Source organism: Sporolactobacillus sp. PKPK-6 (assembly GCF_056678885.1).
The window spans coordinates 476,216-502,021 of the sequence record NZ_JBWXPA010000001.1; the positions used below are offsets into that span (position 1 = coordinate 476,216).

Annotated in this window: 23 protein-coding genes; 2 read left to right on the forward strand and 21 right to left on the reverse strand. The window is 44.1% G+C overall.

The features are described 5' to 3' along the window. Window positions 1–12: 12 nt before the first annotated feature. The 12 genes from pknB to AC1MBV_RS02390 form a co-directional block, all read right to left on the reverse strand. Window positions 13–1,995: a Stk1 family PASTA domain-containing Ser/Thr kinase gene (gene pknB, locus AC1MBV_RS02335; protein ID WP_480947457.1), complete on the reverse strand. Its 1,983-nt coding sequence runs from the start codon at window positions 1,993–1,995 to the stop codon at window positions 13–15. Next, window positions 1,992–2,741: a Stp1/IreP family PP2C-type Ser/Thr phosphatase gene (locus AC1MBV_RS02340; protein ID WP_255746200.1), complete on the reverse strand. Its 750-nt coding sequence runs from the start codon at window positions 2,739–2,741 to the stop codon at window positions 1,992–1,994. Before AC1MBV_RS02340 ends, pknB begins: the two co-directional genes overlap by 4 nt. 13 nt (window positions 2,742–2,754) lie before the next feature. Further along, complete coding sequence (gene rsmB / locus AC1MBV_RS02345; RefSeq protein WP_255746199.1) at window positions 2,755–4,107, reverse strand: 16S rRNA (cytosine(967)-C(5))-methyltransferase RsmB; 1,353 nt, start codon at window positions 4,105–4,107, stop codon at window positions 2,755–2,757. After that, entirely contained in the window at window positions 4,104–5,048 is a 945-nt protein-coding gene (gene fmt, locus AC1MBV_RS02350; RefSeq protein WP_480947458.1) for a methionyl-tRNA formyltransferase, read from the reverse strand. The genes rsmB and fmt overlap by 4 nt, the downstream gene beginning before the upstream one ends. A 90-nt stretch (window positions 5,049–5,138) precedes the next feature. Further along, window positions 5,139–7,559, reverse strand: coding sequence for a primosomal protein N' (priA, locus tag AC1MBV_RS02355; protein ID WP_480947459.1), 2,421 nt, complete (start codon window positions 7,557–7,559; stop codon window positions 5,139–5,141). Further along, on the reverse strand, window positions 7,556–8,752 hold the full coding sequence (coaBC, locus tag AC1MBV_RS02360) for a bifunctional phosphopantothenoylcysteine decarboxylase/phosphopantothenate--cysteine ligase CoaBC (RefSeq protein WP_255746196.1): 1,197 nt from the start codon (window positions 8,750–8,752) through the stop codon (window positions 7,556–7,558). The genes priA and coaBC overlap by 4 nt, the downstream gene beginning before the upstream one ends. A 180-nt stretch (window positions 8,753–8,932) precedes the next feature. Beyond that, entirely contained in the window at window positions 8,933–9,127 is a 195-nt protein-coding gene (gene rpoZ, locus AC1MBV_RS02365; protein ID WP_255746621.1) for a DNA-directed RNA polymerase subunit omega, read from the reverse strand. Between the two features lie 9 nt (window positions 9,128–9,136). Continuing rightward, window positions 9,137–9,751: a guanylate kinase gene (gene gmk / locus AC1MBV_RS02370; RefSeq protein WP_480947460.1), complete on the reverse strand. Its 615-nt coding sequence runs from the start codon at window positions 9,749–9,751 to the stop codon at window positions 9,137–9,139. A gap of 37 nt (window positions 9,752–9,788) precedes the next feature. Next, window positions 9,789–10,676, reverse strand: a complete 888-nt coding sequence (locus tag AC1MBV_RS02375; RefSeq protein WP_480947461.1) for a YicC/YloC family endoribonuclease — start codon at window positions 10,674–10,676, stop codon at window positions 9,789–9,791. Window positions 10,677–10,766: 90 nt separating this feature from the next. Next, window positions 10,767–12,494: an Rqc2 family fibronectin-binding protein gene (locus tag AC1MBV_RS02380; protein WP_480947462.1), complete on the reverse strand. Its 1,728-nt coding sequence runs from the start codon at window positions 12,492–12,494 to the stop codon at window positions 10,767–10,769. 112 nt (window positions 12,495–12,606) lie between these two features. Beyond that, window positions 12,607–14,799: a sensor histidine kinase gene (locus tag AC1MBV_RS02385; RefSeq protein ID WP_480947463.1), complete on the reverse strand. Its 2,193-nt coding sequence runs from the start codon at window positions 14,797–14,799 to the stop codon at window positions 12,607–12,609. Next, the gene (locus AC1MBV_RS02390) at window positions 14,777–15,469 is read right to left on the reverse strand and encodes a response regulator transcription factor (RefSeq protein WP_480947464.1); all 693 of its coding nucleotides are present in this window, start codon (window positions 15,467–15,469) and stop codon (window positions 14,777–14,779) included. Before AC1MBV_RS02390 ends, AC1MBV_RS02385 begins: the two co-directional genes overlap by 23 nt. A 207-nt stretch (window positions 15,470–15,676) precedes the next feature. Here AC1MBV_RS02390 and AC1MBV_RS02395 point away from each other — a divergent pair, with 207 nt between their 5' ends. Continuing rightward, entirely contained in the window at window positions 15,677–16,450 is a 774-nt protein-coding gene (locus AC1MBV_RS02395; RefSeq protein ID WP_480947465.1) for an RDD family protein, read from the forward strand. A gap of 11 nt (window positions 16,451–16,461) precedes the next feature. After that, window positions 16,462–16,776 carry a PadR family transcriptional regulator gene (locus AC1MBV_RS02400; RefSeq protein WP_255746186.1) on the forward strand — a complete coding sequence of 105 codons (315 nt, stop codon included), beginning with the start codon at window positions 16,462–16,464 and terminating at the stop codon, window positions 16,774–16,776. Here AC1MBV_RS02400 and AC1MBV_RS02405 read toward each other — a convergent pair. The 9 genes from AC1MBV_RS02405 to AC1MBV_RS02445 form a co-directional block, all read right to left on the reverse strand. Continuing rightward, the gene (locus AC1MBV_RS02405) at window positions 16,771–17,373 is read right to left on the reverse strand and encodes a VanZ family protein (protein ID WP_255746185.1); all 603 of its coding nucleotides are present in this window, start codon (window positions 17,371–17,373) and stop codon (window positions 16,771–16,773) included. The genes AC1MBV_RS02400 and AC1MBV_RS02405 overlap by 6 nt on opposite strands. Before the next feature lies 1 nt (window position 17,374). Beyond that, on the reverse strand, window positions 17,375–17,572 hold the full coding sequence (locus AC1MBV_RS02410) for a hypothetical protein (RefSeq protein ID WP_480947466.1): 198 nt from the start codon (window positions 17,570–17,572) through the stop codon (window positions 17,375–17,377). A 22-nt stretch (window positions 17,573–17,594) separates the two neighbouring features. Beyond that, window positions 17,595–18,269 (reverse strand): DUF3139 domain-containing protein, encoded by a 675-nt coding sequence (locus AC1MBV_RS02415; protein ID WP_480947467.1) that lies wholly within the window; start codon window positions 18,267–18,269, stop codon window positions 17,595–17,597. A gap of 177 nt (window positions 18,270–18,446) precedes the next feature. After that, window positions 18,447–19,091 carry an orotate phosphoribosyltransferase gene (gene pyrE, locus AC1MBV_RS02420; protein WP_255746181.1) on the reverse strand — a complete coding sequence of 215 codons (645 nt, stop codon included), beginning with the start codon at window positions 19,089–19,091 and terminating at the stop codon, window positions 18,447–18,449. Then, on the reverse strand, window positions 19,073–19,801 hold the full coding sequence (pyrF, locus tag AC1MBV_RS02425; protein ID WP_255746180.1) for an orotidine-5'-phosphate decarboxylase: 729 nt from the start codon (window positions 19,799–19,801) through the stop codon (window positions 19,073–19,075). Before pyrF ends, pyrE begins: the two co-directional genes overlap by 19 nt. Continuing rightward, window positions 19,798–20,706, reverse strand: coding sequence for a dihydroorotate dehydrogenase (locus AC1MBV_RS02430; RefSeq protein ID WP_255746179.1), 909 nt, complete (start codon window positions 20,704–20,706; stop codon window positions 19,798–19,800). Before AC1MBV_RS02430 ends, pyrF begins: the two co-directional genes overlap by 4 nt. Continuing rightward, the gene (locus AC1MBV_RS02435; RefSeq protein ID WP_255746178.1) at window positions 20,700–21,482 is read right to left on the reverse strand and encodes a dihydroorotate dehydrogenase electron transfer subunit; all 783 of its coding nucleotides are present in this window, start codon (window positions 21,480–21,482) and stop codon (window positions 20,700–20,702) included. Before AC1MBV_RS02435 ends, AC1MBV_RS02430 begins: the two co-directional genes overlap by 7 nt. Beyond that, entirely contained in the window at window positions 21,479–24,721 is a 3,243-nt protein-coding gene (carB, locus tag AC1MBV_RS02440) for a carbamoyl-phosphate synthase large subunit (RefSeq protein ID WP_480947468.1), read from the reverse strand. The genes AC1MBV_RS02435 and carB overlap by 4 nt, the downstream gene beginning before the upstream one ends. Beyond that, a complete protein-coding gene (locus AC1MBV_RS02445) occupies window positions 24,714–25,805 on the reverse strand; it encodes a carbamoyl phosphate synthase small subunit (protein WP_255746174.1) in 1,092 nt (363 codons plus the stop codon). The genes carB and AC1MBV_RS02445 overlap by 8 nt, the downstream gene beginning before the upstream one ends. Between the last annotated feature and the right edge of the window lies 1 nt (window position 25,806).

Below are 25,806 nucleotides of genomic sequence, written 5' to 3' on the forward strand. Positions count from 1 at the left end.
AAATGTTCTCTGTTAATTTGGATAATCAACCGTACCTGTTTTTCTTTCGACATTATCAATTAATACCCTGTAAGAACCTTTCTCATTCGGATTGATCGTAAATGGTATCGTATATGTTTTCGTTTCAGTTATTTGTTCATCGGTAAATACAGAGTTGTCGTGGTTGGCATCGGTATAATATATTTGTACGTGAATTGGTGTGCCTTCCCCTGAATCGGAGGATGTGCTGTCACCGCTTGTTCCCGGATACACCACTTTGATCGGCTGATCAATCTCCTTTGGTTTTGCTTCGCTTCCTTTCGACAATGTGACGATGACTGATGAATCCTTGTCCACTTGGCTCCCGGCAGCAGGATCTTGATCAAGCACACTGCCCTTTTCAATATCGTCAGAATAATCACCAACAGAAAAATCAGCTGTCAACCCCTGACTTTTAAGCAGTTTACTTGCCTCATTTTTTGTTTTCCCCTTCAGATTGGGAACAGTTGCCTGCGGATTTCCTGTGCTGTAGGTGAGTTCCAAAATTGTCTTCGATGGGACAACTTTTTCTCCTGCAGCCGGATTTTGACGTATAATCTGGTCTTCAGGTATTGATGCCGACTGTTCTTCATGCCAAACCACATCTTTATAGCCGGCATCCTTGATTACATCAGAAACCGTATCCCGACTGTAACCGACATAGTTGTCCAGTGCCACTGTTTTAGAACCCTTGCTTACGACAAGCGATACCTGCGCATTTTCTTTCACTTCTGCGCCTGCCTCAGGATTCTGACTGATAACTTTTCCTTTTGCGACGGAATTGCTTACGCGATCCGTTCGGATAGTCTTCAGCTTCTGATTAGACAATGTCTTTTGGGCTTTTTGATACGTCATTCCTGATACATCAGGGACCCGAACATTGGAGACATAGAACAACTTAGGTAAAAGTGTCGTTCCGAGCACTAATCCTGCTGCGATTAACAAGATGAGAATACCTGAAATCGTTAGCCATTTCTTAGCTTTTGATTTTTTCTTTTTTCCGCCTGTTTGAGTTGGTGCAGGAACATTTTTTTCCGCTGTCGCTTCTTGACTTTTGTTAGACTGGTTTTTGATCGGTGCCATTTTGATCGTTTTTTCCAGATCCTCGTTCTCCTCTTCCGGAACAGGTTCGTCAAGAATCAGTCTTTGTTCATTGGCACGTTCCGGATCAAGCGCAGTGATTAAATCGTTATACATATCCGTTACTTGGTCATAGCGATCAGACGGATTTTTTGCGAGAGCGCGAATCATCACATTTTCAATGGATTGAGGAATATCCGATCGAAAATCACGCGGATAAGGCATAGGCGAGCTGAGATGTTTCAATGCAACAGAGACAGGAGAAGTCCCGGGAAAAGGCAATTTTCCTGTCAATAATTCAAACATTACAATTCCGATTGCATAAATATCCGATTTGATTGTGGCTTTCCCGCCTCGTGCCTGTTCCGGAGAAAGATAATGTGCTGATCCCATGATCGAATGAGTATAGGTAATGGTAGCCCCGCTGACAGCAAGAGCGATTCCGAAATCAGTTACCTTCACCCGCTCGGATTCATTGATTAATATATTTTGAGGCTTTATATCTCGATGTACAATGCCATGCTGGTGTGCATGCGTAATGGCAAGTAAAATCTGCTTCATGATATAGATTGATTCATCAATAGATATAGGCGAATAATCTTTTATGAATTCTTTAAGTGTCATTCCTTCGATATATTCCATGACAATGTAATAGCAGTCCTCTTCACCGATATCATAAATTGCAACAATATTCGGATGAGAAAGACTGGCGACCGATTCTGCCTCGCGATGAAAGCGGCGGACGAATTCCTCATCTCCGGACAATTCGGGACGTAGTGTTTTTACCGCAACAAAGCGTTCCAAAATTAAGTCTTTCGCCTTATATACGATCGCCATTCCGCCTTCACCAAGACGGGATAGAATTTGGTATCTTCCGCCAACTCGTTTTCCTATCATAGCTTTTCACCATCACCATCTTTGGAAATAATGATCACTGAACTATTGTCCTCTCCGCCGGCATGATTTGCCTCACTGATCATCATTTCTGTTTTCTCTCGTAAATTCATTGTACCCTCCATAATTTCACTCAATGTCTCATCAGACAGCTTGTTTGTTAATCCATCGGAACAAATCAAAAGATGAGAACAGTTCGCCCAATCAATAACTGACGTATCGAGAGCGATTGTCGGTTCAGTTCCTAAAGAACGCATCAAAATATTTCTTTTTGGGTGATCTTCAGCCTCTTCTTTTGTTATTTGCCCGGATTTCAGCAATTCATTAACGAATGTATGATCTTCTGTAATCTGTTTGACAATGCAATTCTGTTTCCATATGTATATCCTGCTGTCTCCAACAGATGAAACGGCGATAAATTCTTTCGTACAAAGTGCGACGGCGAAGGTTGTTCCCATACCTCGGCATGCATCATGAGTCTCCGCATATTCATATAAGCGCAGGTTCACACTGCGAACTAAATGATTCAGCCATGTCTCTGCTTCTTCTTTAGTAAAAACACCTGAATGCTCCGACCACTTGGCGGATGTCAGCTCCAAAGCCATTTTACTGGCAATTTCGCCTGCGGCATGTCCTCCCATACCATCAGCAACGATCCCGAGCAGGCAGTCGTCGCCATAAAGCACATCCAAACTATCCTCATTTTGTTCTCGTACGTTCCCGGAACTTGTACACCACTCGGCCTTCACGCAGTTCACTCCTTTAAGAAAGTCCATCTTTTAAGCGTTCAAGACAGCAAATGAAAAAGCCATCGGTTTGAAACATATAAGGCATAATCTGCAACATGCCGTCACGTGTATCAATCATGGCCTTTGGCATTCGTTTTGCAAAGGACTTTTCCGCACAAAAGTTTGGATGATTCGCCAAAAAAACGGCCATTTGTTTTTCATTTTCATCTTTATGAATCGTGCATGTGCTGTAAATTAACCAGCCGCCAGGTTTTACGAGTAAAGCGGCTTCTTCCAAAATCATTTGCTGAATGGGAATCAGTCCCTTGATCTCATCTGCCGATTTGGTCCACTTAATCTCAGGTTTCCGCCTGATCACCCCTAAACCGGAACATGGAACATCGAGCACAACACGATCAAAACATGCTTCGCCAAGTTTGCTTCGTGCCGATCTTGCATCCATAGCGTGAGTCTCAATATTGGTTAAACCAAGCCGTTCGGCCGCATGATCTATTAATTGTGCCTTGTGCGGATGCAAATCAAGCGCAACAATTCGGCCGCGATTAGCCATTCGTTCAGCTAAGTGGGTTGTTTTTCCCCCAGGTCCCGCACATGCATCGAGAACAAGCATGCCCTCCTTAGGTGCTGCTGCATCTGCTACCAGCATCGAGCTTTCATCCTGAATGGTAAAATAGCCCTCTCGAAATGCTTGCGACTGAACAGCATTTCCGCTCTTGACAATCAAAGCATCCGGAGAGAGTATTCCAGGAAGCGTTTCTATATTTTCTGCCGCTAATTGATCTGCCAGCTCCTGCCTTGTAGCCTTAAAACGATTCACTCGAATGGAAACATTGGGCGGAAGATTGTCGGCTTCAGCAATTTTAACTGCTGTTTCACGGTCCCACTGTGCTTCCCAAAGATCCATCAGCCATTCTGGATGGCTATACATAATTGCATTCCTTTTTCTTTCCGGTTCAATTTGTGACAGGTCAGGCAAACCTTCACGCAGAATCCGACGAAGTACCCCATTGACAAATCCGGATATCCCCCGATGCCCCCGCTTCTTTGCAATCGTAACAGCTTCATTCACAAGTGCATGGTCTGGAATGCGATCGAGAAATGCTTTTTGGTAAATTGAAATAAGAAGCAGCTGTTCCACCCAATCATCTATTTTTCTTTTCTTTTCCACAAAAGATGATAAATAATAATCCAATGTCAATTTTTGCTGCAATACTCCATAAACGAGAGTAGTAACCAATCCTTTATCTTTATCCGATAAGTGTCCGGCGTTAAGTGTCTCGTTCAAAACTATTTGACTGTACGCATGCTTTTTTGTGATCGCAAGCAGCAAATCTAATGCGGTCTCACGAGCTGTCGGTTTGCTCATAATTTCACTCCAAGTATAGTGCCGGTCTCTACACGTGTGCCTCTAAGAAAATCAGCAGTCTTCATTCTTTTTTTCCCCGCAGGTTGGCACTCAACAATTTGTACAGCTTGACCATCGCCTGTTGCAACAAAAAGTCCATCTGAGTCACATCTGATAACAGTGCCTGGTTTTTCAGCTGACCTAAGATCTGTTAACTCAGCAACGAAAATTTTAAATACGGAACCTCCAAGTCGGGTGAACGCCCCTGGAAACGGATTCAGTCCGCGAATCAGGTTGCGTACCGCCGGAGCGGATTTCTCCCATACAATTTCCTCGTCTTCATGTTGGATGCTCGGCGCAAATGTGACTTTGTTTTCATCCTGCTTCTGGGGTTTCAGCGAGCCTGCCGCAAGTTTCGGCAAGGTTTCCATAAGCAGGGTGCTTCCGGCGGCACTTAATTTACCGTGCAAAGTTCCAAATGTATCCTGATCCTCAATAGGCACTCGCACTTGTGATAAGATATCCCCCGCATCCAACTGCTTCACCATATACATGATCGTAACGCCGCTTTCTTTCTGTCCGTCAATGATCGACTGCTGAATCGGAGCTGCTCCGCGATAAGCGGGCAGTAATGAGGCATGAACATTCACGCACCCCAGCCGTGGGCCCTTGAGCAGGGACTCAGGCAGTATTTGCCCGTACGCAGCGGTAACCAATAAATCCGCATCGAAGTCTAGAATTTCTTTAACCGCCTCCGCTTTGCGTACTTTCTCCGGCTGCAGAACCGGCACAGCGTAGCTCTCAGCAAGTACCTTGATCGGAGGAGGTGTTAATTTATGCTTTCGGCCTTTGGGACGGTCCGGTTGCGTTACAACGCAAACCACATCGTAAGCCGGATCTTCCAGTAAATGTTGCAGTACGGGTACCGCAAAATCCGGCGTTCCCATAAATGTTATTTTCATTGAATCATCCTCTTCAGCAAAATTAAATCCTGGTTTAGAGCCTATTCGAAAGCCGGGAAGCCATTCTTCCCGGTATTCGAACACGTTCTTCTACATAAGTGCAACAGGATTAAGGTCAATAGACACTTGCAAACCGTTCTTTCCGCTCTCTTGAAAATGCTGCATGATCTGATGCAACACAGGCAGAAGAGCAGGTTCCCTTTTGTATTTTACCATGCACTGGTAACGATATCTATCCTTTATCTTTGAGACAGCCGGAACGACCGGACCGTATATCTGAGAAGAACCGGACAGCTGTTTTTTCAAAATCATTGCAATTCGTTCGGCCGCTTCCGCTACCTTTGCAGGTTCCGGATGGGTGAGTCGAACCATTGCCAAATAGAAAAACGGAGGATAACCTCCTCGATGACGGAGCGCCATTTCTTGATTGTAAAAGCCTTCATAATCATGATGTGCAGCATCTAACACCGCATAATGATCTGGACTATAGCTCTGAATGACAACTTCGCCCGGTAATGAATGTCTTCCTGCACGTCCGGCCACCTGAGTAACAAGCTGAAATGTTTTTTCCGATGCACGAAAATCCGCAAGATGCAGTAATGAATCTGCTGCCAGTACCCCTACGAGCGTCACCTTTGGAAAATCCAATCCCTTCGCTATCATTTGCGTCCCGAGCAGTATATCCGCTTTCTCTTCACCGAACTGCCGTAACAAGTTTTCATGGCTTCCTTTTTTCCGTGTTGTATCTACATCCATACGGATAACGCGCGCTTCAGGAATCAGCCTGTTAAGTTCTGCCTCAACTTTTTGTGTCCCCGTCCCAAAGAAGCGCATCGCATCGCTGCCACAGGTTGGGCAGGTGTCAGGGACTTTTTGCTCAAACCCGCAATAGTGGCACTTTAATAGATGCTGCGCGCGATGGTAAGTCAAGGATATATCGCAATGAGGACACTCGACAACGGTCCCGCATGATCGGCACATAACGAAAGTCGAATACCCGCGTCGATTTAAAAAGAGCACCGTTTGCTCCTTCTTTTGAAGTCGATCCTTCACTTTCTCAAGCAGTTCCTTAGAGAATACCGAGTGGTTTCCCTGCCGCATTTCTTCTCGGAGATCAACAATATGAACAGAAGGAAGCGGACGGTGATTGACGCGCTCTTTCAAAGAAAGTAGTGTGAAAACCTGTTTACGTGCACGCGCAAAAGATTCGAGCGAAGGTGTTGCACTCCCAAGGACGACCGGACACTGGTGGCCTTGCGCTCGGTGAATAGCAATGTCGCGTGCATGGTAGCGCGGCATGTCTTCCTGCTTATAACTGGATTCATGCTCCTCATCAATAATAATTAATCCTAGATTATTGAAAGGTGCAAAAATTGCCGATCGAGCACCGACAACAACCTGCACCTTTTCTTCACGAATTTTTCGCCATTCGTCATATTTTTCTCCTCGACTCAATCCGCTGTGCATCACAGCCACATGATCGCCAAAGCGGCCTTTGAATCGTAAAACCATTTGCGGAGTCAATGAAATTTCCGGAACAAGAACGATGGCTTGCTGCTTTTTCTCAAGCACGTGCTGAATGGATTGAAGATAGATTTCCGTTTTTCCGCTCCCCGTGACACCATGGCATAAAAACACGCGATGCTCCGGCTTATCCATTGAGTGCAAAATAGGTGCAAGTGCATTCGCTTGCTCATCAGTTAATTTTAGCGGTTCGGTGTGTTCAATTGATCGTTTATAGGGATTGCGTAATTGTTCGATCTGATCGATGCGGAGCAACCTTTTTTCCGCAAGTTTCAAAATTGCATCTCTGCTTAAGCCTTCATCAATGAGAGCACGCATTGTCGGATGGAATGCTGCGGAATCGGATTGCCGAATAAAATAGTTAAGTGCTTCTTTTTGGCGCTTGGCTCGATCATTAAGTTGTAAAAGTTCAAGGCTCAATCGTTCTTTAGAAACAGCAACTGAAACAGCAGCCACTTGTTTCGCAGTCGCTTGGTTGCGTACCAGCTGATGAATGGAAAGGCTGCCCCTTCGCAATGCTCGATTAATCGGATTTAATAATTCCGAATCGTTTCTTACAACTTCCGACCAAAGCGCTTGTCTCTTCGATCTGAAAAATTCGGCCAAATTCGGATCATCATTTTCTAACTGCTCTGGGTCCTCAACTTTAATCACTTTTTTATAATCAGCTTTCATCGCTGCTGGAAGCATTGCTTGATAAGCCGCTACAGTCGCACAGACCGTCGTGTCCGCCAGCCAGCGACCCAATTTTAAGAGTTCCGTTGTTAGGACAGGCAGATGATCTTCAACTGTATCAATCGACTTTAATCGAGTAAATTCCGAACTTTCCTTGAGTGCCGTCACAAAGCCAAGACGGTGCATTCGCCCAAAAGGTACGGTTACACGCATTCCTGGTGCTAAAATATCGCTGAACGGCTCCGGAACTTGGTAATCAAACGGTTTATTTACCGGATTTGCCGGAATATCAATATAAACCTCAGCAATCACTTCGTTTCACTCATTTCAAACAATTCGGCAAGGGCATCACAAATAGTTGATGCAACTTGCTGTTTATGCATCGTATCAAACTCCTGCTGCTTCCCGCTCGCAAAAAAGAACGTTACTTTGTTTGTATCTTCTCCAAAGCTGTCGGACGCATGATTGGCGACGAGCAGATCCAAATGTTTCGCTTCAAGTTTCTTGAGTGCATTTGCTTCCAAATGATCGGTTTCAGCCGCAAAGCCAATGAGTAATTGATTCTGTTTCTTTTCGCCCAACTCTTTCAGTATGTCCGGATTTCTGACCATGGTGACCGTCAGCGGACCTTCTGATTTCTTAATTTTTGTCTCGCTCACCTGCTCTGGGCGATAATCTGCGACAGCGGCTGCCTTTATTACTGCATCCGCATCAGGATAACGTTTCATGACCTCGCGATACATATCACGTGCAGAGGTTACCTTAATTCTTTTGATTTCAGGAGAAACAGCCAGGTCAGTTCCGGCAATAAGCGTCACCTCAGCACCCGCCTGATTTGCAGCTTCAGCAATCGCATAGCCCATCTTCCCACTGGAACGGTTGCTGAAAAAGCGGATCGGATCAAGCGATTCTTTTGTTGCGCCGGCGGTAACGAGAATTTTTTTCCCAACAAGTGACTTACGAGTAAAAAAGTCGTCGATTTCACGGACAATATCTTCAGGCTCAGTCATTCTTCCTGAACCTGTCCATCCGCACGCCAATCTTCCTTTCTCCGGACCAATTAAGTGATAACCGTAACTTTGAAGGACGTGCAAATTTTTCTGAACAGCGGGATGTGCATACATATTGACGTTCATAGCCGGAGCGATCCATAATGGCGCCTTTGAAGCGAGTGCTGCCGCAGTAAGCATATCGTCGGCGATACCCGACGCCATTTTGGCAATGGTATTGGCTGTAGCCGGTGCTACAATAAATGCATCGGCATCATCCGCTATGTCAATATGAGCAATTTGTCCCTCCTTTTCATCCAAGATGACGCGATCATAAACGGTATGCCTTGTGAGCGCTTGAAAAGTAACTGATCCGACAAAGTGCTTTGCAGATTCCGTCATCAAAACATGAACATCTGCTCCTGATTTAACCAGCCGGCTCGTCAAGTCCGCTGCCTTGTATGCAGCGATTCCTCCAGTTACACCAAGCACGATTTTTTTCCCTTGAAGAGTCATGAAAACACTTCCTTATCAATATCTGACTACTGTCTTACAAAATTACTTTTTGGTCGTTGGCATCCCATTCTCAAGAAAATGTTGCCGAGCAAATTGCCGATATTTTAAATTCCAGGCTAAAACCTATATAAAAGGCAACAACCTGATAAAGGTTGTTGCCTTGCCGTTTGGCGGTGCATGTTAACGTTTGTAATTGAGAAGTCCAGCATTGATTTCTTCCAATGCTTGACCGACTTCTTTTACAGAACGCGGATGCTCAACGAGTAAATGTCCGGAACCATCCTGAAGCTGGCGCGCACGTTTCGCGGAGAGTGTCACCAATGTATAAGTAGAATTCACTTTTTCAAGCAAACTGTCAATAGACGGATAGATCATCATATTCCGTCATCCCCTTCCATTTTCAATATATTTCTCAATCAGCCGATCTACCCTGCAATGTTCGGCAAGCACAATGGCTTCGATTCGATCACAGGCCTTTTCAACTTGATCGTTTTCCACAACATAATTGTAATTCTGCATTAATTCCATTTCTGATTTTGCCACACTCATTCGACTTTCAATCAGATCTGCGGTTTCTGTACCGCGCCCGACAATTCGATTTTTCAGTTCATCCAAGTTAGGCGGAGCGAGAAAAATGAACAGTGCTTCTGGAAACTTCTTCTTCACTTGAAGTGCGCCTTGGACCTCAATCTCTAAGATGACATCTTCACCGCATTCAAGCGATTCTCGAACATAATCAACAGGTGTGCCGTAACAATTGCCCACATATTCTGCCCATTCCAGAAGTTTCTCTTGTTTAATCATCTGCTCAAACTGTTCCCGTGTTTTAAAAAAATAATGGACGCCGTCGATCTCGCCTTCTCTCGGCTTTCTCGTGGTCGCCGAAATGGAATATTTTAATTGCGTGCCGCGCTTGCGCAGCGCTTTGCACACGGTTCCCTTGCCAACGCCGGAAGGTCCGGAAAGAACCACCAGCAACCCTTTTTCTTTAAAACTCATCAACTTTGCCTCCAACCGCTACACATCAATCATTCATCTATTCTATATTTTGCACTTGTTCACGTAATTTTTCAATCTCAGTTTTCATGGACACAACTAGGCGGCTTACTTCAGCATGACTGCCCTTTGAACCAATCGTATTCACTTCACGATTCATTTCTTGAATGAGAAAGTCGAAACGACGACCAACGGGCATGTCCGAATGCTCTTCCAATAAGACTTTGCATTGATCTAAGTGGCTTTTCAAACGTGTCACTTCTTCATCAATCGCCGTCTTATTGACGAATACGGCCATTTCGTTCATGAAACGATCCTCGTCAATTCCTCGATTCTGCCCAAGAAAATCGGTGATCGCGGCGTGAAGCCTCAGCTTATACTGGGCACGAACTTCAGGCATAAACGCCTCAAGCTGGTCAACCTCGGATTGGATCCCCTGAATTTTATCTAAAAGATCAATTCTCAGTGCTTCGCCTTCCTTTTCACGCATCGCAATAAGATGTTCTGCTGCATAGCGAACGGATTCAAGCACCAGTGGTTCCACTGATTTTGCATCACAATTGTCTCCATCGTTTAATGAAAAGATACCGGGAAGCTGTAGAATCGCATTGAGATCGTTCAGCTGGAATCCGCTGCGCCGCTGCATTTCTTTAGCAGCACTCATATACTGATCAACGAGCGACCAATTCGTTTTCAAATGTGGCTCGTTCGCTTGATTACCTTCAACTGAGAGATATAAGTTGAGCGAGCCTCGCTTCACAAAAGAATGAACAATCTCCCTCAGTTTATCTTCAAGATAGACGAGTGATCTCGGCCCGTTGAAAGTAAGCTCGAAGAATCGATGATTGACTGATTTAAGCTCAACGTGTACCTGTGTGTCGTCTTGGGTTTGATCACACATACCAAAGCCTGTCATACTTTTAATCATCCGATCACTTCCACTATCTCATTTTAAACATTTTTATCGAGTTGTCGCAAGTACTGACGATAAATAAATTGAGATGAACTGCCAAGTCCGTTATTTTGTCTCAGATTTTGGCTTTTCACGCATGTTCAAGACCTGCGATTCATCTGGTGTTACATAGAGCGTTTTTTGATCCGTATAGATAACAAAACCAGGTTTGGCACCGCTTGGTTTTTTGACATATTTCACTTTGGTATAGTCAACCGGAACACCGCTGCCCATGCGTGATTTACTGTAAAAAGCTGCAAGGTTAGCCGCTTCCTTCAGCACATCTTCACTTGGACTCTGCGATCGAATCACAACATGTGATCCGGGAATATTCTTTGTGTGCAGCCAAATCTCTTCACGTGCCGCTTCTTTCGTTGTCAAGTAATCATTCTGTTTATTGTTCTTCCCAACGAGAATCAGTGTACCATCTGAGGCAAAATACTGATCAATGACCGGTTTATTCTTTCTCTTCCGATCTTTAACCGAACGCTTCTTTCTTAAATAACCGCCTTCGACCAGTTCCTCGCGAATTTCTTCGATATCCTTCATCGAAGCAGATTCAACCTGCTGCGTCAGCCCTTCAAAATATACGATCTCGCTATTCGTTTGCCGAACTTGTTCTGTAACAACTTTTTTTGCCGTCTTTGCTTTATTATACTTTTTAAAATAAGCTTGTGCGTTCTCCGAAGGAGTCCGATTCGGATTAAGGTTGATCGTCACTCGTTTCTGATCCGGATCATAATAATTAATCACATCCACGTGCAAGTCGCCGCGTTTAAAGACATGCATGCTTGCCGTTAGCAATTCTCCATATAAACGATACTTATCCGCATCTTCAGCGTCTCGTAGTGTTTTTTCCAATTTCTTGAGCTTTGTCTTGTTTTTCTTCAATTCAAGGCTGATAAAATGACTGAGGTCCCCTGCCTTCTGTCTGACTGCGTCAGTCTGTGCTTTAACCGCGTAAAAACGATCAAGCATCTGGTGAACAGTGGTGAAGTTTTCCGTTTTCCCTGATTCATGGGTCAGCCGCAACACATGAAAGTCATCTTTTCCCTTATCATTAAAAACAATCATCGGATGATAATCATGATTTCGTATTTCTGTTTGAATCTCAAGGAATGATTGTGCAATCGCTTCCTGATGGGGAAGACCGGCGCGATGAACAATTTCAGCACCAATCTGCGGTGAAAATCCGCTGACCATGCCTACGATCTGGCGATCAATGCGTCCGGCATTCCATTCAATCCGGCCGATTAAATCCTGTACACTCATCTCAAGCGGATTAAGCTTCCCCTGATCCGGCGGCAGAACATAGGTTTCACCGGGCAACACTGTACGGAAACGATTGACCGCGGGAGTCAAATGCTTCATTGAATCAATAATTCGCTTGCTCTCTTTATCAATCAGAATCACATTACTGTGTCTGCCCATGAGTTCAATAATCAATTCTTTTTCTGTAAGATCACCCAATTCATTGCGTGAACGAAGATCAATGTGTACAATACGCTCAAAGCCCAGCTGCTCGATTCGCTCGATGACGCTTCCCTCAAGATATTTGCGCAGAAGCATACAGAACATCGGCGGCTCTTGAGGGTTCCCTTCCGATTGCTCTGTCAAATGCATGCGTGCAAATGCTGCATTGATAGAAATGAGCAACTTTCCGCGTACCCCGCGTGCGCGCAGATGAAAAATAAGATCCGTAGGTGTCGGCTGATATATTTTAGCCACCCTGCCACCTGTAAAATCTTGCAGACTTTGAACAGCAGCATGGGTAACAATACCGTCATAAGACATGGCGCATTCCTCACTTCCAAAAAAAGCGGGCATTCGCTGCTCGCTTTTCAACTTCCAATTAAATACCGAACTCTATTGTCTCACTTGGCCCGCTTCCGAGTCAAGAAAGGTCTCAGTTAGTTGGAAGTCTGATGACACCCTTAAATAGATCACCATCCAAGTCAATTTCAAAAATACCGCCATGAAGATCGATGATCGACTTAGCAATCGCTAGTCCAAGCCCTGAGCCTTCCGTATGGCGTGACGCATCCCCGCGTTTAAAGCGTTCAAATAATTCATCAACATTGTCTCCAAGTTCGTATTTAGTAATATTCTTGAACGTCGCCACCGCCTCGCCGTTTTTCATCTCAAGCGTGATGTACACACGCGTCCCTTCCATTGAGTATTTAAGAATGTTTCCAATCATATTATCAAAAACGCGCCATAGTTTCTGACCGTCGACAATAACCGGAACCCTTTCATTCGGTGTCTTTATACGAAAATTAAGCTTTGATTGTTGAATCGCTTCATCATATTCAGCGAGTGCCTGTGTCAGCAATTCATTCAAGTTAACCTTTGTTTTGTGCAGTTCGATTGCGCCGCTTGCCATTTTTGAAGCGTCAAATAAATCATCAATCAACCGCTTCAAACGCTTCGCTTTTCGATCAATGATGCCTAGGTATTCCTGCCGTTCCCCATCACTCACATCCGATTTTCTTAACAAATCGTTATAGGTAATGATTGAAGTCAGAGGCGTGCGCAAATCGTGACTTACATTAGTAATGAGTTCAGTTTTCAGTCGTTCGCTTTTCAACTGTGCGTTTCGTGATAATCGAACCCCGTGCTGCATCTGATTCATTGTGCGGCTTAATATACCTAACGCACCTTTTCCTTGTACTGGAAAATCAATCAGATCGCCGCCTGCAGCAACGGTTTCTACCTGTTTGACGAGGCGATTAAGCTGAGCAGCCCGATGAAGAACAAGCCACATGAGTGGTAATGCTGTAAAGATAAGAACGACCATTGTAAAAGCGAATACATTCTGCAAAAATAAGCAACCAGCAAAGAGACCGAGTAAAAACAGAGCAGTACCGGCCGCAAATAACTTGAGCACAATAAATGGAGCATGCAAAAATTCACGGAAAATTATACCAGTTTGAACGAAAATACTGTTTTCCCAGCACAAGCGTCGTTTCAATGGATCATGAAGCATCTCCGCCAACCACTGAAATTGATAGAGCAAGGTTGAGACAGCCACAAAAATCCCAATGCCAATCGAGACAGGTCCAATCGAGTAACCGATGCCGCCAATGATTGGAAAAAAATAGCTATCTGAATACTGGTTGGCTGTAATCAATTTCAAAATGTTAATAAAAACAAAGATTTCCATGACAAAGATTATCAGCCTAAATTCAATTGGTATTCGCACATAAAATTGGTGAACCGTTTCTATATCGACAAGTGAACGGATTGATCGTTTTACGCCAATGAAAAGTGCCGTAGCAATCATAATTAAACTCAATATGAGTATGATAAAACCTGTTTTTTTCCTGGACTCGTATTGCTCGTATCCGGGCAACTGATTCAACGGTGCGTTTTCTGCAACAAATATCCTTCCTTGATAGTCATCCGTAGAAAGCTTCAACACGCGATTAATAATTTTATTACTGTTACCGGAATATTGATAAGCCGATAAGGCTGTGAACTTCTTCTCAAAGCGATTTTGCGTTCCGGCATTTTTATCTGAAGCAGTTCGAACATTCGTGATTCGTTCACCTGTCCGTTTATTGACAAGATCGTAGCGAAATACCTTAGTTAGTTGATTGAAGTACTGGTTCTCCTCATTAAGCGATTGATAATATGATTCCATTTTTTTTACACGTTCATTGCGTATTTGTTTGATCACGTACTGGTCGCTTTTAAAATTTTGTTGAATTGCTTTTAGTTTGCGATTTTGTTCCTTTTTATAATATTGGACTACATCTTTATCATTATCTTTTTCCGCTTTTGCAATCACATCTGTATATTGTGCGCGAACATTGGACAGTTGTTTTTCAAGTCTTCCATAACGGTAGCGGAACTCGTGAATATCCGAATCGTTTATCGGTAAATCTTTAACCGCTGACTGCAACGGATGATTAAGCTTCACCAAAGCCAAATTGTGCCTAAAGTTATAATAGCTGCTCATAAAACTGTCTGTTTTTTCAAAAGTGCCAAACATGTAGTTGTGAAAGGCCGAAAAAACAAAAATCAGTAAAGAAAGGCCAAGAATCATAATACCGGTTACTAGCTTCGCAACAGTTTTATTTTTCAATTTTATAGCCAATGCCCCACACCACCTTCAAATATCTTGGGATTTTCGGATCAATTTCAATTTTTTCTCGGATTTTGCGAATATGTACGGCGACCGTGTTCTCTGCGTTATAGCTTGGCTCCTCCCAGACCCGCTCATAGATTTCATGAATAGAGAAAACACGACCGGCGTGGCGCATCAATAAATCGACAATTCGGTACTCAATTGGCGTTAGGCGAACCGGTGCACCATTGACAGAAACGCGTTTCTCTGCCTGTTCCAGAACAAGTCCATTCAAATTTATCAATTCTTTTTTACCTTCATAGGTACCAAGTGTGACATAACGACGCAGTTGCGACTTGACACGTGCCACAAGTTCGAGCGGATTGAATGGTTTTGTCACATAATCATCCGCGCCAACTTGCAAACCAAGGATTTTATCCATATCCTCGGTCTTGGCACTGATCATGATAATCGGGATGTTTTTCTGTTCACGAATTTTGAACGTTGTCTGAATTCCGTCCATAAGCGGCATCATAATATCAAGCAAAATGAGATGTACCGTATGACAGCGCAGCAGCTCAATCGCCTCAAGTCCATCCTCTGCTTTCAGCACATGAATGCCTTCATTTTTTAAGTAAATGCCGATGACATCACGAATTTCTTTGTCATCGTCAACAACCAGCACGTTATACTCTTCCATTGTTTACTCTCCCAGCTCATCAGCTTACTTTATTTATTGTAAATGGAGGTTATTAAAAAATACAATTAGAAAAAATGAAGAATTTCTTAAGAAGTGTACACGCGGAGAAAAAAGTTCTATAGATAAGCAGATACAGCTATTACTTATTGAATAGTAGTATGACATAATTCTACTGTTCAATAAACAGTATCCGAGGAGATGAACAGAATGAAACAATCCGAATTTATACATGAATTAGAGATTCAGCTTAAAGGAAACATTTCCGAGAATGACTTGAGCGAAGTTCTGTCCGATTATGAGAGCTTTTTCATTTCAGGCAGAGAAGAAGGCCGAACAGACGATCAGATTTCCGCAGATCTTGGTTCTCCATCCTATCTTGCACAATCGCTCAGAGATGAGCAAAGTCAACAGGGACGAACAATTAATAAGAATATCGCCAATCCTGGCAAACGTCTATGTGCCTTTTTGATTGATGCAGTGATTGCAGTTCTCCCTGCCTTATTATTCTCTCTTTTGAGCAAAATAGCTGTCCCTGTTCTTTTCATGCTTATCTTTTCCTATGCAAGTCCTGCATGGGGTGTATCCATATACGGTGGAACAGCTGCCTATTATCAAGAAACATCAACAACAGTTTCTGATGGACACAACGTAGTAACTGAGAATCGAACGATCGGAAAGCCTAGCGCACTAATGATTACATTTAACTACCTTTCAGTCGCTTTTTATCTTTTTTACGCACTGATCTGTAGCTGGCTGCTGCACGGACAGACCTTGGGAAAGAAACTGATGCACATCCGTGTACGCACTGCAACCGCAGAACCAGCTTCTAAATGGACCATTTTTTATCGTGAATTTCTGGGGAAAGTTCTGATCAATTCCATTCCGATCGTTCCGCTTGCTTCGTTGTTCACTCTATTATTCACGAAAGAACACAAGACGCTCCATGATATGCTGGCGGACACAATCGTCACGAACGAGTAAGGAGAGCGCTTATGGATACTCAGATGAAAAAAGGTATTCTAGAAATGTGCATTCTTTTTAAGCTGAAGGATGAACCACTTTATGGCTATGAATTGATGAAATCAGTGCGCCAGGTGTTCCCTGATGTTTATGAGGGCTCCGTCTACACCATTCTTCGGCGACTTAAGGCCACCGGATACACATGTGTCACGCAGAAAGAATCACCCTCCGGCCCGACGAGAAAATATTATGAGATTACCAATACGGGTCAAGGCTATCTTCGTCAAAGTATTGAAGAATGGAAGGTAGTTGTCCAAGGGGTATCACAATTAGGAATCAGACTATAATTTTTTGGATGAATAGTGGCTGATCAATTTTTTTCGTATGAAATGACTGGATAGTGCGGCCAGCCCTAAATATACTAAATATCCAGAGATTCCTAGAGCAGCGCCGGAAGTGTTAAGAATCACATCATCAATATCCATTGCGCGAGCCTGAAAAAAGAGGAGATCCGATAAGAATTGTAGTGCCTCAATCGATAGCGAATAAACGAACATAATGGGAAACGCGCGTTTAAACGTGATTCGTCTAAAATAGAGCAGAAAAAAACAGAGAGGAGTCAGAACGATAATATTTCCGATAATCTGATGTACCGCATAATAGGCAGAAGGAAAATTGGCAAACTGAGTTACGAGGGTACGAAAGGGGATCAAATTGACCATCATCGATAAATTACGCTCATAGTCAGCATCAAATAATCCGAACCATAGCTGATGTGCATCAATGCCCAGTAGCAGCCAAAACGCAATCCACGCGTATAGTTGAAAAGCCAAGAAAAACAGCGTTTGACTGATCCCGCGAATGATTATTTTCCTTGTAATGAGCAAAAAAATCAGCGTAAACATAATGAGATTAAACAAAGTGGCCAGATATTCAATGATCATATTAATGATCAAATCCCACAATCAAAAAGCCAATTAAATAGAACAAGAAAATTGCAACAGAAAAAAGACCGATCATCTTAATATTCTTCGTTTCAAAATAGTGTTTCATAAAAGATTCCTTTCCAGAATGATCATTGAAATGAGAGGCAAGTATATGTGGAGCGTAATGTTCTAAAAGCAGCCATTTAATCTTACCCATGTTCACTCCTTGGTCCAACCACTCAATTGATGTCCTTAGACTGATATAAGCCAATCCGATGCTTTTGCGACTCTCGACGTTTTTGTTGTTGAACGCTGTTTGAAACCGGATCTTTTGTCCATTTTCTGTAATCCTTCGCCTCTGTAATCGAATCCTTCTTTAATCGCATGAATTCTTTTTCATTGTAGACTTCGCGAATTTTCGCATCTTTATAATTTCTAAAGTCACTATCTTTAAAAGCAGTAAAAATCAGAAATCCATGTACATCAAGGGTATAACTATACGCATATTTGCTGTCCTGTTTAAAGTAAGCCTCATAATTATACCCGCCCATTTTCAGATCGGGAAATGCTCTGTATCTGGTGATGTCTGCTGTTGAAAGCCCCTGCTCTGCTAGATAATTCACGAAATAAGGATACGTTTTAGCAGCTGTCCATGGATAAACATAAAGCCAGTTAACATAGGGAAGCGCAGATAAAATCAGGACGATCATCCATTTCCAGCATTGCCTCCAAGATCGATAAAAGTAAATTGTTAGGCCGTTAATTAACAAAAAAAAGAGTGTAAAAATAATGGATGCAGCAAGCATGCTGTTAAAAAAGTCAATAAACGAATGTAGACCAATATAGTTGTTTAAGGCGAAGATATAAAAGGTAAGCATGAGAACCATAATGAGGAACCGTTTTAAATGTTTCACTAGGTACCTCCCGTTCTTTTTCTTTCATTGTAATCTATTTTTCACGATGAAAACCCGCACACTTGATGCGTGATCACGCATTTTTCCGTGCGTATCTGCACATTATCCGCATGTAACAAAAAAAGAACCTCCTCAAAGAAGGCTCTTTCTCGAAACTCTATGTTTCATCCGCTTATTTTATTTCTTTTGCGCACGCCAGTCTTCTGATGTAGGATCTGCGTACCAAAGTTTAAGCTGTTCAAGTTGTGTGCCACTGATTTTGCCCTGTTCTTCCGCCAAATGAATGAGCGTGTCAAAATTGGTAAGCGTAGTTAATCGCACATTTTCTTTTTCAAAATTAATTGTTGCTTGTGGTAATTGATATGTAAAAATTGCGGCAACACCCAGTACTTCTGCTTCCGCTGCTTCAACCGCGTGAACTGCAGTCAATACACTTCCGCCTGTTGAAATCAGATCGTCAATAACAACGACTTTCTGTCCCGGATTAATAATGCCTTCGATTTGTTTCTTACGGCCATGCGATTTAGCTGATGAACGAATATAAGCCATTGGCAGTCCCATCGCCTCAGCAATCAATGCCGCATGGGGGATACCCGCTGTCGCTGTTCCGGCGATGACTTCAGCATCCGGATAATCTTTTTTAATGAGCGCAACGAATGCGTTAATGACATCCTTGCGAACATCGGGATAGGCAAGTGTTAATCGATTATCGCAATAAACCGGAGATTTGATACCGGATGCCCATGTAAACGGATCGTCCGGACTCAAGACGACGGCGTTTATTTTTAAAAGATCTTGTGCAATTAGTTTGTTGTTTTCCATGTTTGATTCCTCCAGTCATCAAGTACCCGCTGATAAGCCTCTTCAGGATCAGCCGCGGCTGTAATGCTTCTGCCGACAACGATATAGTCGCTTCCAAGGTGACGTGCTTGTGCAGGAGACGCGACGCGCTTTTGATCTCCTGCATCATCATCGGTCAATCGAATTCCCGGCGTCACCGCAAGGAACTCGGACGATGTTTGATTTTTTATCTTTTGTGCTTCCCAAGCCGAGCAGACAACGCCGTCCATTCCGGAAGAATAAGCAAGCGAAGCATACTGAGTGATGACCTCATCAATCGGCCGTTTAATTAACAACTCATTTTCAAGCATTGTCTGATCAGTGCTCGTCAACTGTGTGACCGCAAGGCAGATCGGACGTTCGGATTGTGCACCTTCGCCAAGTCCTTCAGCAGCTGCGCGCATCATTTCCGCGCCACCTGCTGCATGGACATTAATCATATCTGCTCCAAGGCGAGCCAGCCCTTTCATTGCCCGATAAACCGTATGCGGGATGTCATGCAATTTCAAATCGAGAAAAACCGAATAGCCTTCTGATTTAAGTATACGAACGATATCCGCACCATTTTGAAGATAAAGTTCCATGCCTACCTTTACATAGCAGCCGGGACGATGGATTTTCTTGAGCATCTGCAGCATCTCATCATTTGATGCCACATCCAAGGCAACGATCACCTGTTTTTCTTCATTCATTTCTTCCAGCTCCTTCCAACGAGTTCATTTATATCCGAAACTCCCATTGCATTCAGTTTCTCGGTCAGCTCTTTAATAATTTTCGGGCAGACAAAAGGATCAACGAAATTAGCCGTCCCTACTGCAACTGCACTCGCTCCTGCCAGGAAGAATTCAATGACATCATCGGCGTTTTGAATACCGCCCATGCCGATGATTGGAATCGATACTTTTTTGCTGACTTCATAAATCATGCGTATGGCAACCGGTTTGATCGCCGGACCGCTTAGTCCGCCGGTTAGATTAGACAGAACCGGTTTTTGCGTTCTCAAATCGATGCGCATACCGAGCAGCGTATTGATCATCGACAGCCCGTCTGCTCCTGCCTCTTCAACTGCCTTCGCCATAGCGACAATATCGGTGACATTCGGCGAAAGTTTTACATAAACCGGCTTTTCCGAAACGGCTTTTACCTTTGCTGTCAATTCTGCAGCAACTTCGGGAACTGTGCCAAAAGCGATTCCGCCATGTTTTACATTCGGACATGAAATATTGAGCTCCAGTGCATTGACGACGGATTGCTTTGACATTTTTTCTGCAGTTAAGACATAATCATCCATCTCGCTGCCCGCAATATTGGCAATGACCGGAACCTTAATATCCTCAAATCGAGGTAATTCTTTTCGAATGATTTCGTTAACTCCCGGATTCTGCAAACCAATCGCATTCAGCATACCTCCCGGAGTTTCAGCAACACGCGGTGTCGGATTACCAAAGCGTGGCGCCAAAGTCGCCGCTTTAATCGTAACCGCGCCAAGTACCTCTAGATCATATAAGTTGCTGTATTCCGCGCCGAAAGCGAAGCATCCGGAGGCCGGCATAACCGGATTCTTTAAATCTAGCCCGGGCAATTGAACTTCTAGCATAATTCAACCTCCCTCGCTTTGAAAACAGGTCCATCGCAGCAAACACGTCGATAGCCTTTTGCATCATTCGGATCAGTTGTATGCGTAACACATGCCATGCATGCGCCGATGCCGCAACCCATACGCTGTTCCAATGAAACGAAAAGCGGTTTTTCAGTAATCGCTTGCTCAAGCGCTCTTAACATCGGAATCGGTCCGCATGCGTATGCAACATCAAAGTCAACTGAATCGAGCACATCGGTGACTCTGCCCTGCTTCCCGCTTGTCCCGTCTTCAGTCATCACAATCGTCTGTCCCATTTTATTAAATTCCGTTTGGTAAAAGACATCCTTTGCAGAGCGGAATCCAAGAACATGTGTGACTTGTACACCCCGTGCAATTAATGCCTGCGAAAGCCCATAAAGTGGAGGCACACCTACACCGCCGCCGATCATCAACGCTTTGCCGCCTGATGGCGTCGCGTCAACAGGGAAACCATGACCAAGCGGTCCAAGTACATCAACCTTTTCGCCAATCTTGGTCTCAGACAAGAGACCCGTTCCTAATCCACCGCTTCGATAAATCAACGTTATCGTATTTGTCGAAGAATCTGCCGAACTAATGCTGATCGGTCGTCGCAAAAGCGGCGCAATGGTCTGCGTACGACCTGCAACCCTTATGTGGACAAACTGTCCGGGCTCAGTAATTGCCTGAACCAGCTCACCTTCCAGCTTTAACTCGTAAACGCTGTCGGCGATTTCTTCATGCGCGAGCACCCGCATGTTTTCCTGCATCATTGAGCAACACCTGCTTTGTTGCCGCTCCCTTCCTTAACCGTCGAGTGATCATCCATCTGCGGCATGCATTCGGTTTGGAAAGCGAGTGATTCAAGAACGGTAAGGAGTGCCTCGGTCGTGTCAAGTGATGTGAGACAAACAACGCCGTTTTCAACCGATTCACGGCGAATACGGAATCCGTCTCGAGCGGGACGCTGACCTCTTGTCAATGTGTTGACAACGAATTGCGCACCGCCGTGGCGGATCACATCGAGAAGATTCGGTGATTCTCCTCCGATCTTGTTAACGGTTGTGACTGAAATATTACGTTCTGCAATCATTGCAGCTGTGCCTTCAGTAGCCAGTATATTGTAGCCGATATCATAGAACCGCTTAACTAGTGCAAGCGCCTCTTCCTTGTCTTTATCAGCAATGGTGAAGAGTACAGATCCATGTGCCGGAATCGTCATTCCGCTTGCCAGTAATCCCTTGTACAGTGCCTTCTCTACCGTGACATCCTGCCCCATGACTTCTCCGGTCGATTTCATTTCCGGTCCAAGTGTCACATCGACACGGCGTAGTTTGGCGAATGAGAATACCGGGACTTTGACATAGACGCCGCGCTCAGGTTCCGGATGAATACCGGTTTTATAACCAAGTTTTTCTAGTTTTTCGCCAAGAATGAGCTTTGTCGCAACTTTTGCCATCGGAACACCTGTGATTTTGCTCAAAAATGGAACAGTACGGCTTGCTCTTGGATTTACTTCAATCACATATACATGATTATTGTGAATGATAAATTGAATATTCATCATACCGACAACCTTGAGACCTCGAGCAATTTTGATTGCCGTGTTGACAACCTCTTGTTTTACTTCAGCATTTAAAGTCTGCGCCGGATAAACCGCAATGGAGTCTCCTGAATGTACGCCTGCACGTTCAATATGTTCCATGATACCTGGAATGTACACATTCTCCCCATCAGACAAGGCATCAAGTTCGATTTCCGTTCCAATCAGGTAACGGTCAACCAGCACAGGATGATCCGGATTAATCAGAACTGCATGATCCATATAGTGCTTGAGAGAAGCTTCATTATAAACAATCTCCATTGCGCGTCCGCCGAGTACATAGGAAGGACGAACAAGGACAGGATAGCCAAGTCGATTGGCAATCTTTACAGCTTCCTTCGTTGAGAAAGCTGTATCGCCTGCGGGATGATCAACATTGAGTTTAAGAAGCAGCTGTTCAAAGCGGTCACGATCTTCCGCTTGATCCATCGCATCCAGTGTTGTTCCAAGAATCTTGACACCATTTGCTGCAAGCCCTGATGCAAGATTAATTGCTGTTTGACCTCCGAACTGAACGACAACACCCTTTGGTTTCTCCAAGTCGATCACATGCATGACATCTTCAAGCGTCAATGGTTCAACATAGAGCTTATCCGAGATACTGAAATCCGTCGACACGGTTTCCGGGTTATTGTTAATCATGATTGCTTCGTAGCCCTGTTGCTTAATTGCCCATACAGCGTGCACGGTCGCGTAATCGAATTCAACACCTTGTCCAATTCTGATTGGACCAGAACCCAGTACGATGACGCTCTCACGTTCAGAGACCACAGATTCATTCTCATCCTCATAACTGCTGTAGTAGTAAGGCGTTTCCGAGGTGAATTCTCCTGCACAGGTATCAACCATTTTATAAACAGGCCGAATACCGATCTCTTTGCGCCACTCGGAGACAGCTTTTTCCGTTGTCTTCCAGCATTGCGCAATTTTCCAGTCACTAAAGCCATGCTTTTTCGCTCTAAGAAGAATAGTCTCGTTATTTGGTGATGCTGCAAGCTCTTCTTCAATCGCTACGATATTTGCGATTTTGTTCAAGAAGAAGCGGTCGATCTGCGTGCATGCCCAAATTTCTTCAATGTCAGCTCCGCGTCTCAATGTTTCAGCAATCAAGAATAATCGACGGTCATCTTTTTTCTTAATAATATTGAACAAATCGTCCATGCTCATATCTTCAGTTTCTTTAAGTTCTAAGTGCAAGGTACCATTCTCAAGTGAGCGAACTGCTTTTAAAATCGATTCCTCAAAATTACGGCCCATCGCCAAAACCTCACCGGTTGCTTTCATCTGCGTACCAAGCGTCCGTTTGGCATCATCGAATTTATCAAATGGCCAACGCGGGATTTTCGTTACAACATAATCCAGCGTCGGTTCGAAGCTGGCATATGTTGTACCCGTTACGGCGTTCTTAATTTCATCCAAATGATAACCGACAGCAATTTTTGCCGCTACTTTAGCAATCGGATACCCTGTTGCTTTCGAGGCAAGTGCCGATGATCGACTGACACGCGGATTAACTTCGATGATAAAATAACGATCACTATGCGGGTCCTGAGCAAGCTGCACATTGCAGCCGCCTTCAATCTTTAACGCACGCACAATCTTCAACGATACACTTCTAAGGTGCTGCAGATCACGATCACTTAATGTCTGACAAGGAGCAGTAACGATTGAGTCACCGGTGTGAATGCCAACCGGATCAATATTCTCCATGTGACAGACTGAGATTGCGCCGTCATTGGCATCACGCATCACTTCGAATTCAATTTCCTTGAAACCGGCAATACTCTTTTCAATCAATACTTGAGTTACTGGACTTAGCTTCAATCCATTTTCTGCTATCGTGTCCAGTTCTTCGTCCGTTGAGGCAATTCCTCCGCCTGTTCCGCCCAAAGTGAACGCTGGACGAATAATAACCGGCAAGCCCACTTTTTTAACAAAAGTACGCGCCTCTTCCAAACTGGTAACAATTTCGCTTGGAGGAACAGGCTCGCCAAGTTCAATCATCAAGTTACGGAATTTCTCACGGTCCTCGGCCTGTTCAATACTATCGAGGTTTGTTCCAAGAAATTGAACGTTCAACTCATCCAGTACACCTGATTGATGCAGCTGCACCGCAAGATTCAAGCCGGTTTGACCGCCTAATGTTGCAAGCAGGCCGTCCGGATGCTCTTTACGAATAATCTTGCTGACAAATTCAACGGTCAAAGGTTCAATATATACGCGATCTGCAATATCGGTATCCGTCATGATTGTTGCCGGATTGGAGTTGACAAGAACGACTTCATAGCCTTCTTCTCGCAAGGATTGGCAAGCCTGCGTGCCGGAATAATCAAATTCCGCTGCTTGACCAATGATAATCGGTCCTGAACCGATGACTAATACTTTCTTAATATCTGTGCGCTTAGGCAAGCTCTGCACCCTCTTTCTTGTTCGTTTCCATCATGCTGAGAAATTCATCAAAAAGATCCTGACTGTCATCCGGTCCCGGGGAAGCTTCCGGATGATACTGAACACTGAACGCCGGATACTTCGTGTGACGCAAACCTTCTATTGTTCCATCATTAATCGCTACATGAGTAATTTCCAGATCTGTACCGTTCAGTGATTCTTTTTCCACTGTGAAGCCATGATTTTGTGAAGTAATGACAAACTTTCCTGATCTTAGATTTTTCACTGGGTGATTAACGCCGCGGTGTCCAAAGCGCATTTTAACTGTATTAGCTCCCGAAGCAAGTGCGAATAGCTGATGACCAAGGCAAATGCCGAAAACAGGAACCTTCCCGAGAATTTTCCGAACTGCCTCTACCGCATCTGGCACTTCTTTAGGATCCCCAGGTCCGTTACTCAGCAAGACGCCGTCCGGGCGAAGTTTCAGAATATCGTCTGCCGTTGTTTGATAAGGAACGATGACAACATCAAAGTTTCTTTTAATACATTCACGAAGAATACCTTGTTTCGCACCAAAGTCGACCAGCACCACACGCGGTCCTGAACCCGGTGTGACATAAGCGGATTTCGTTGATACTCGGCTGATCTGATCGGTAGGAAGCGGCCATTGCTTGAGCTCTGCAGCAACCTTAGCCGGATCGGCATCAGCAGATACAATCTTTCCGCGCAATGTCCCGTATTCACGAATAATTTTGGTGAGCTTGCGTGTGTCAATTCCTTCGATCCCCGGAACATCGTATTCGTTCAGCCATTCACTGAGCGTTTTTTCTTTTTGCCAGTGAGAAGGTGTTTTTGCGACTTCCTTAACGATCAACCCTGAAATGCTGGGACGACCGGATTCATTATCTGAACGATTAATTCCATAGTTTCCAATTAGCGGATAAGTCATTGTGACAATTTGTCCACAATAAGACGGATCGGTAATCAATTCTTGGTAACCGGTCATTCCTGTATTAAAGACGACCTCACCCTTCATCTCGGAGCTGCTGCCGAATCCCTCACCGACAAATGCTGCTCCGTTTTCCAATATCAGCTGTCTTTTCAAT

Bases quoted from the DNA above. Each gene is read 5' to 3' on its own strand.
- AC1MBV_RS02395 (WP_480947465.1), top strand. From the start codon at position 15,677: ATGAAACAATCCGAATTTATACATGAATTAGAGATTCAGCTTAAAGGA.
- AC1MBV_RS02380 (WP_480947462.1), bottom strand. From the start codon at position 12,494: ATGTCTTATGACGGTATTGTTACCCATGCTGCTGTTCAAAGTCTGCAA.
- coaBC (WP_255746196.1), bottom strand. From the start codon at position 8,752: ATGACTCTTCAAGGGAAAAAAATCGTGCTTGGTGTAACTGGAGGAATC.
- rsmB (WP_255746199.1), bottom strand. From the start codon at position 4,107: ATGAGCAAACCGACAGCTCGTGAGACCGCATTAGATTTGCTGCTTGCG.
- pyrE (WP_255746181.1), bottom strand. From the start codon at position 19,091: ATGGAAAACAACAAACTAATTGCACAAGATCTTTTAAAAATAAACGCC.
- AC1MBV_RS02405 (WP_255746185.1), bottom strand. From the start codon at position 17,373: ATGATCATTGAATATCTGGCCACTTTGTTTAATCTCATTATGTTTACG.
- AC1MBV_RS02400 (WP_255746186.1), top strand. From the start codon at position 16,462: ATGGATACTCAGATGAAAAAAGGTATTCTAGAAATGTGCATTCTTTTT.
- pknB (WP_480947457.1), bottom strand. From the start codon at position 1,995: ATGATAGGAAAACGAGTTGGCGGAAGATACCAAATTCTATCCCGTCTT.
- fmt (WP_480947458.1), bottom strand. From the start codon at position 5,048: ATGAAAATAACATTTATGGGAACGCCGGATTTTGCGGTACCCGTACTG.
- rpoZ (WP_255746621.1), bottom strand. From the start codon at position 9,127: ATGATCTATCCGTCTATTGACAGTTTGCTTGAAAAAGTGAATTCTACT.
- AC1MBV_RS02375 (WP_480947461.1), bottom strand. From the start codon at position 10,676: ATGATTAAAAGTATGACAGGCTTTGGTATGTGTGATCAAACCCAAGAC.
- gmk (WP_480947460.1), bottom strand. From the start codon at position 9,751: ATGAGTTTTAAAGAAAAAGGGTTGCTGGTGGTTCTTTCCGGACCTTCC.
- AC1MBV_RS02390 (WP_480947464.1), bottom strand. From the start codon at position 15,469: ATGGAAGAGTATAACGTGCTGGTTGTTGACGATGACAAAGAAATTCGT.
- AC1MBV_RS02435 (WP_255746178.1), bottom strand. From the start codon at position 21,482: ATGATGCAGGAAAACATGCGGGTGCTCGCGCATGAAGAAATCGCCGAC.
- AC1MBV_RS02410 (WP_480947466.1), bottom strand. From the start codon at position 17,572: ATGGGTAAGATTAAATGGCTGCTTTTAGAACATTACGCTCCACATATA.
- AC1MBV_RS02430 (WP_255746179.1), bottom strand. From the start codon at position 20,706: ATGCTAGAAGTTCAATTGCCCGGGCTAGATTTAAAGAATCCGGTTATG.
- pyrF (WP_255746180.1), bottom strand. From the start codon at position 19,801: ATGAATGAAGAAAAACAGGTGATCGTTGCCTTGGATGTGGCATCAAAT.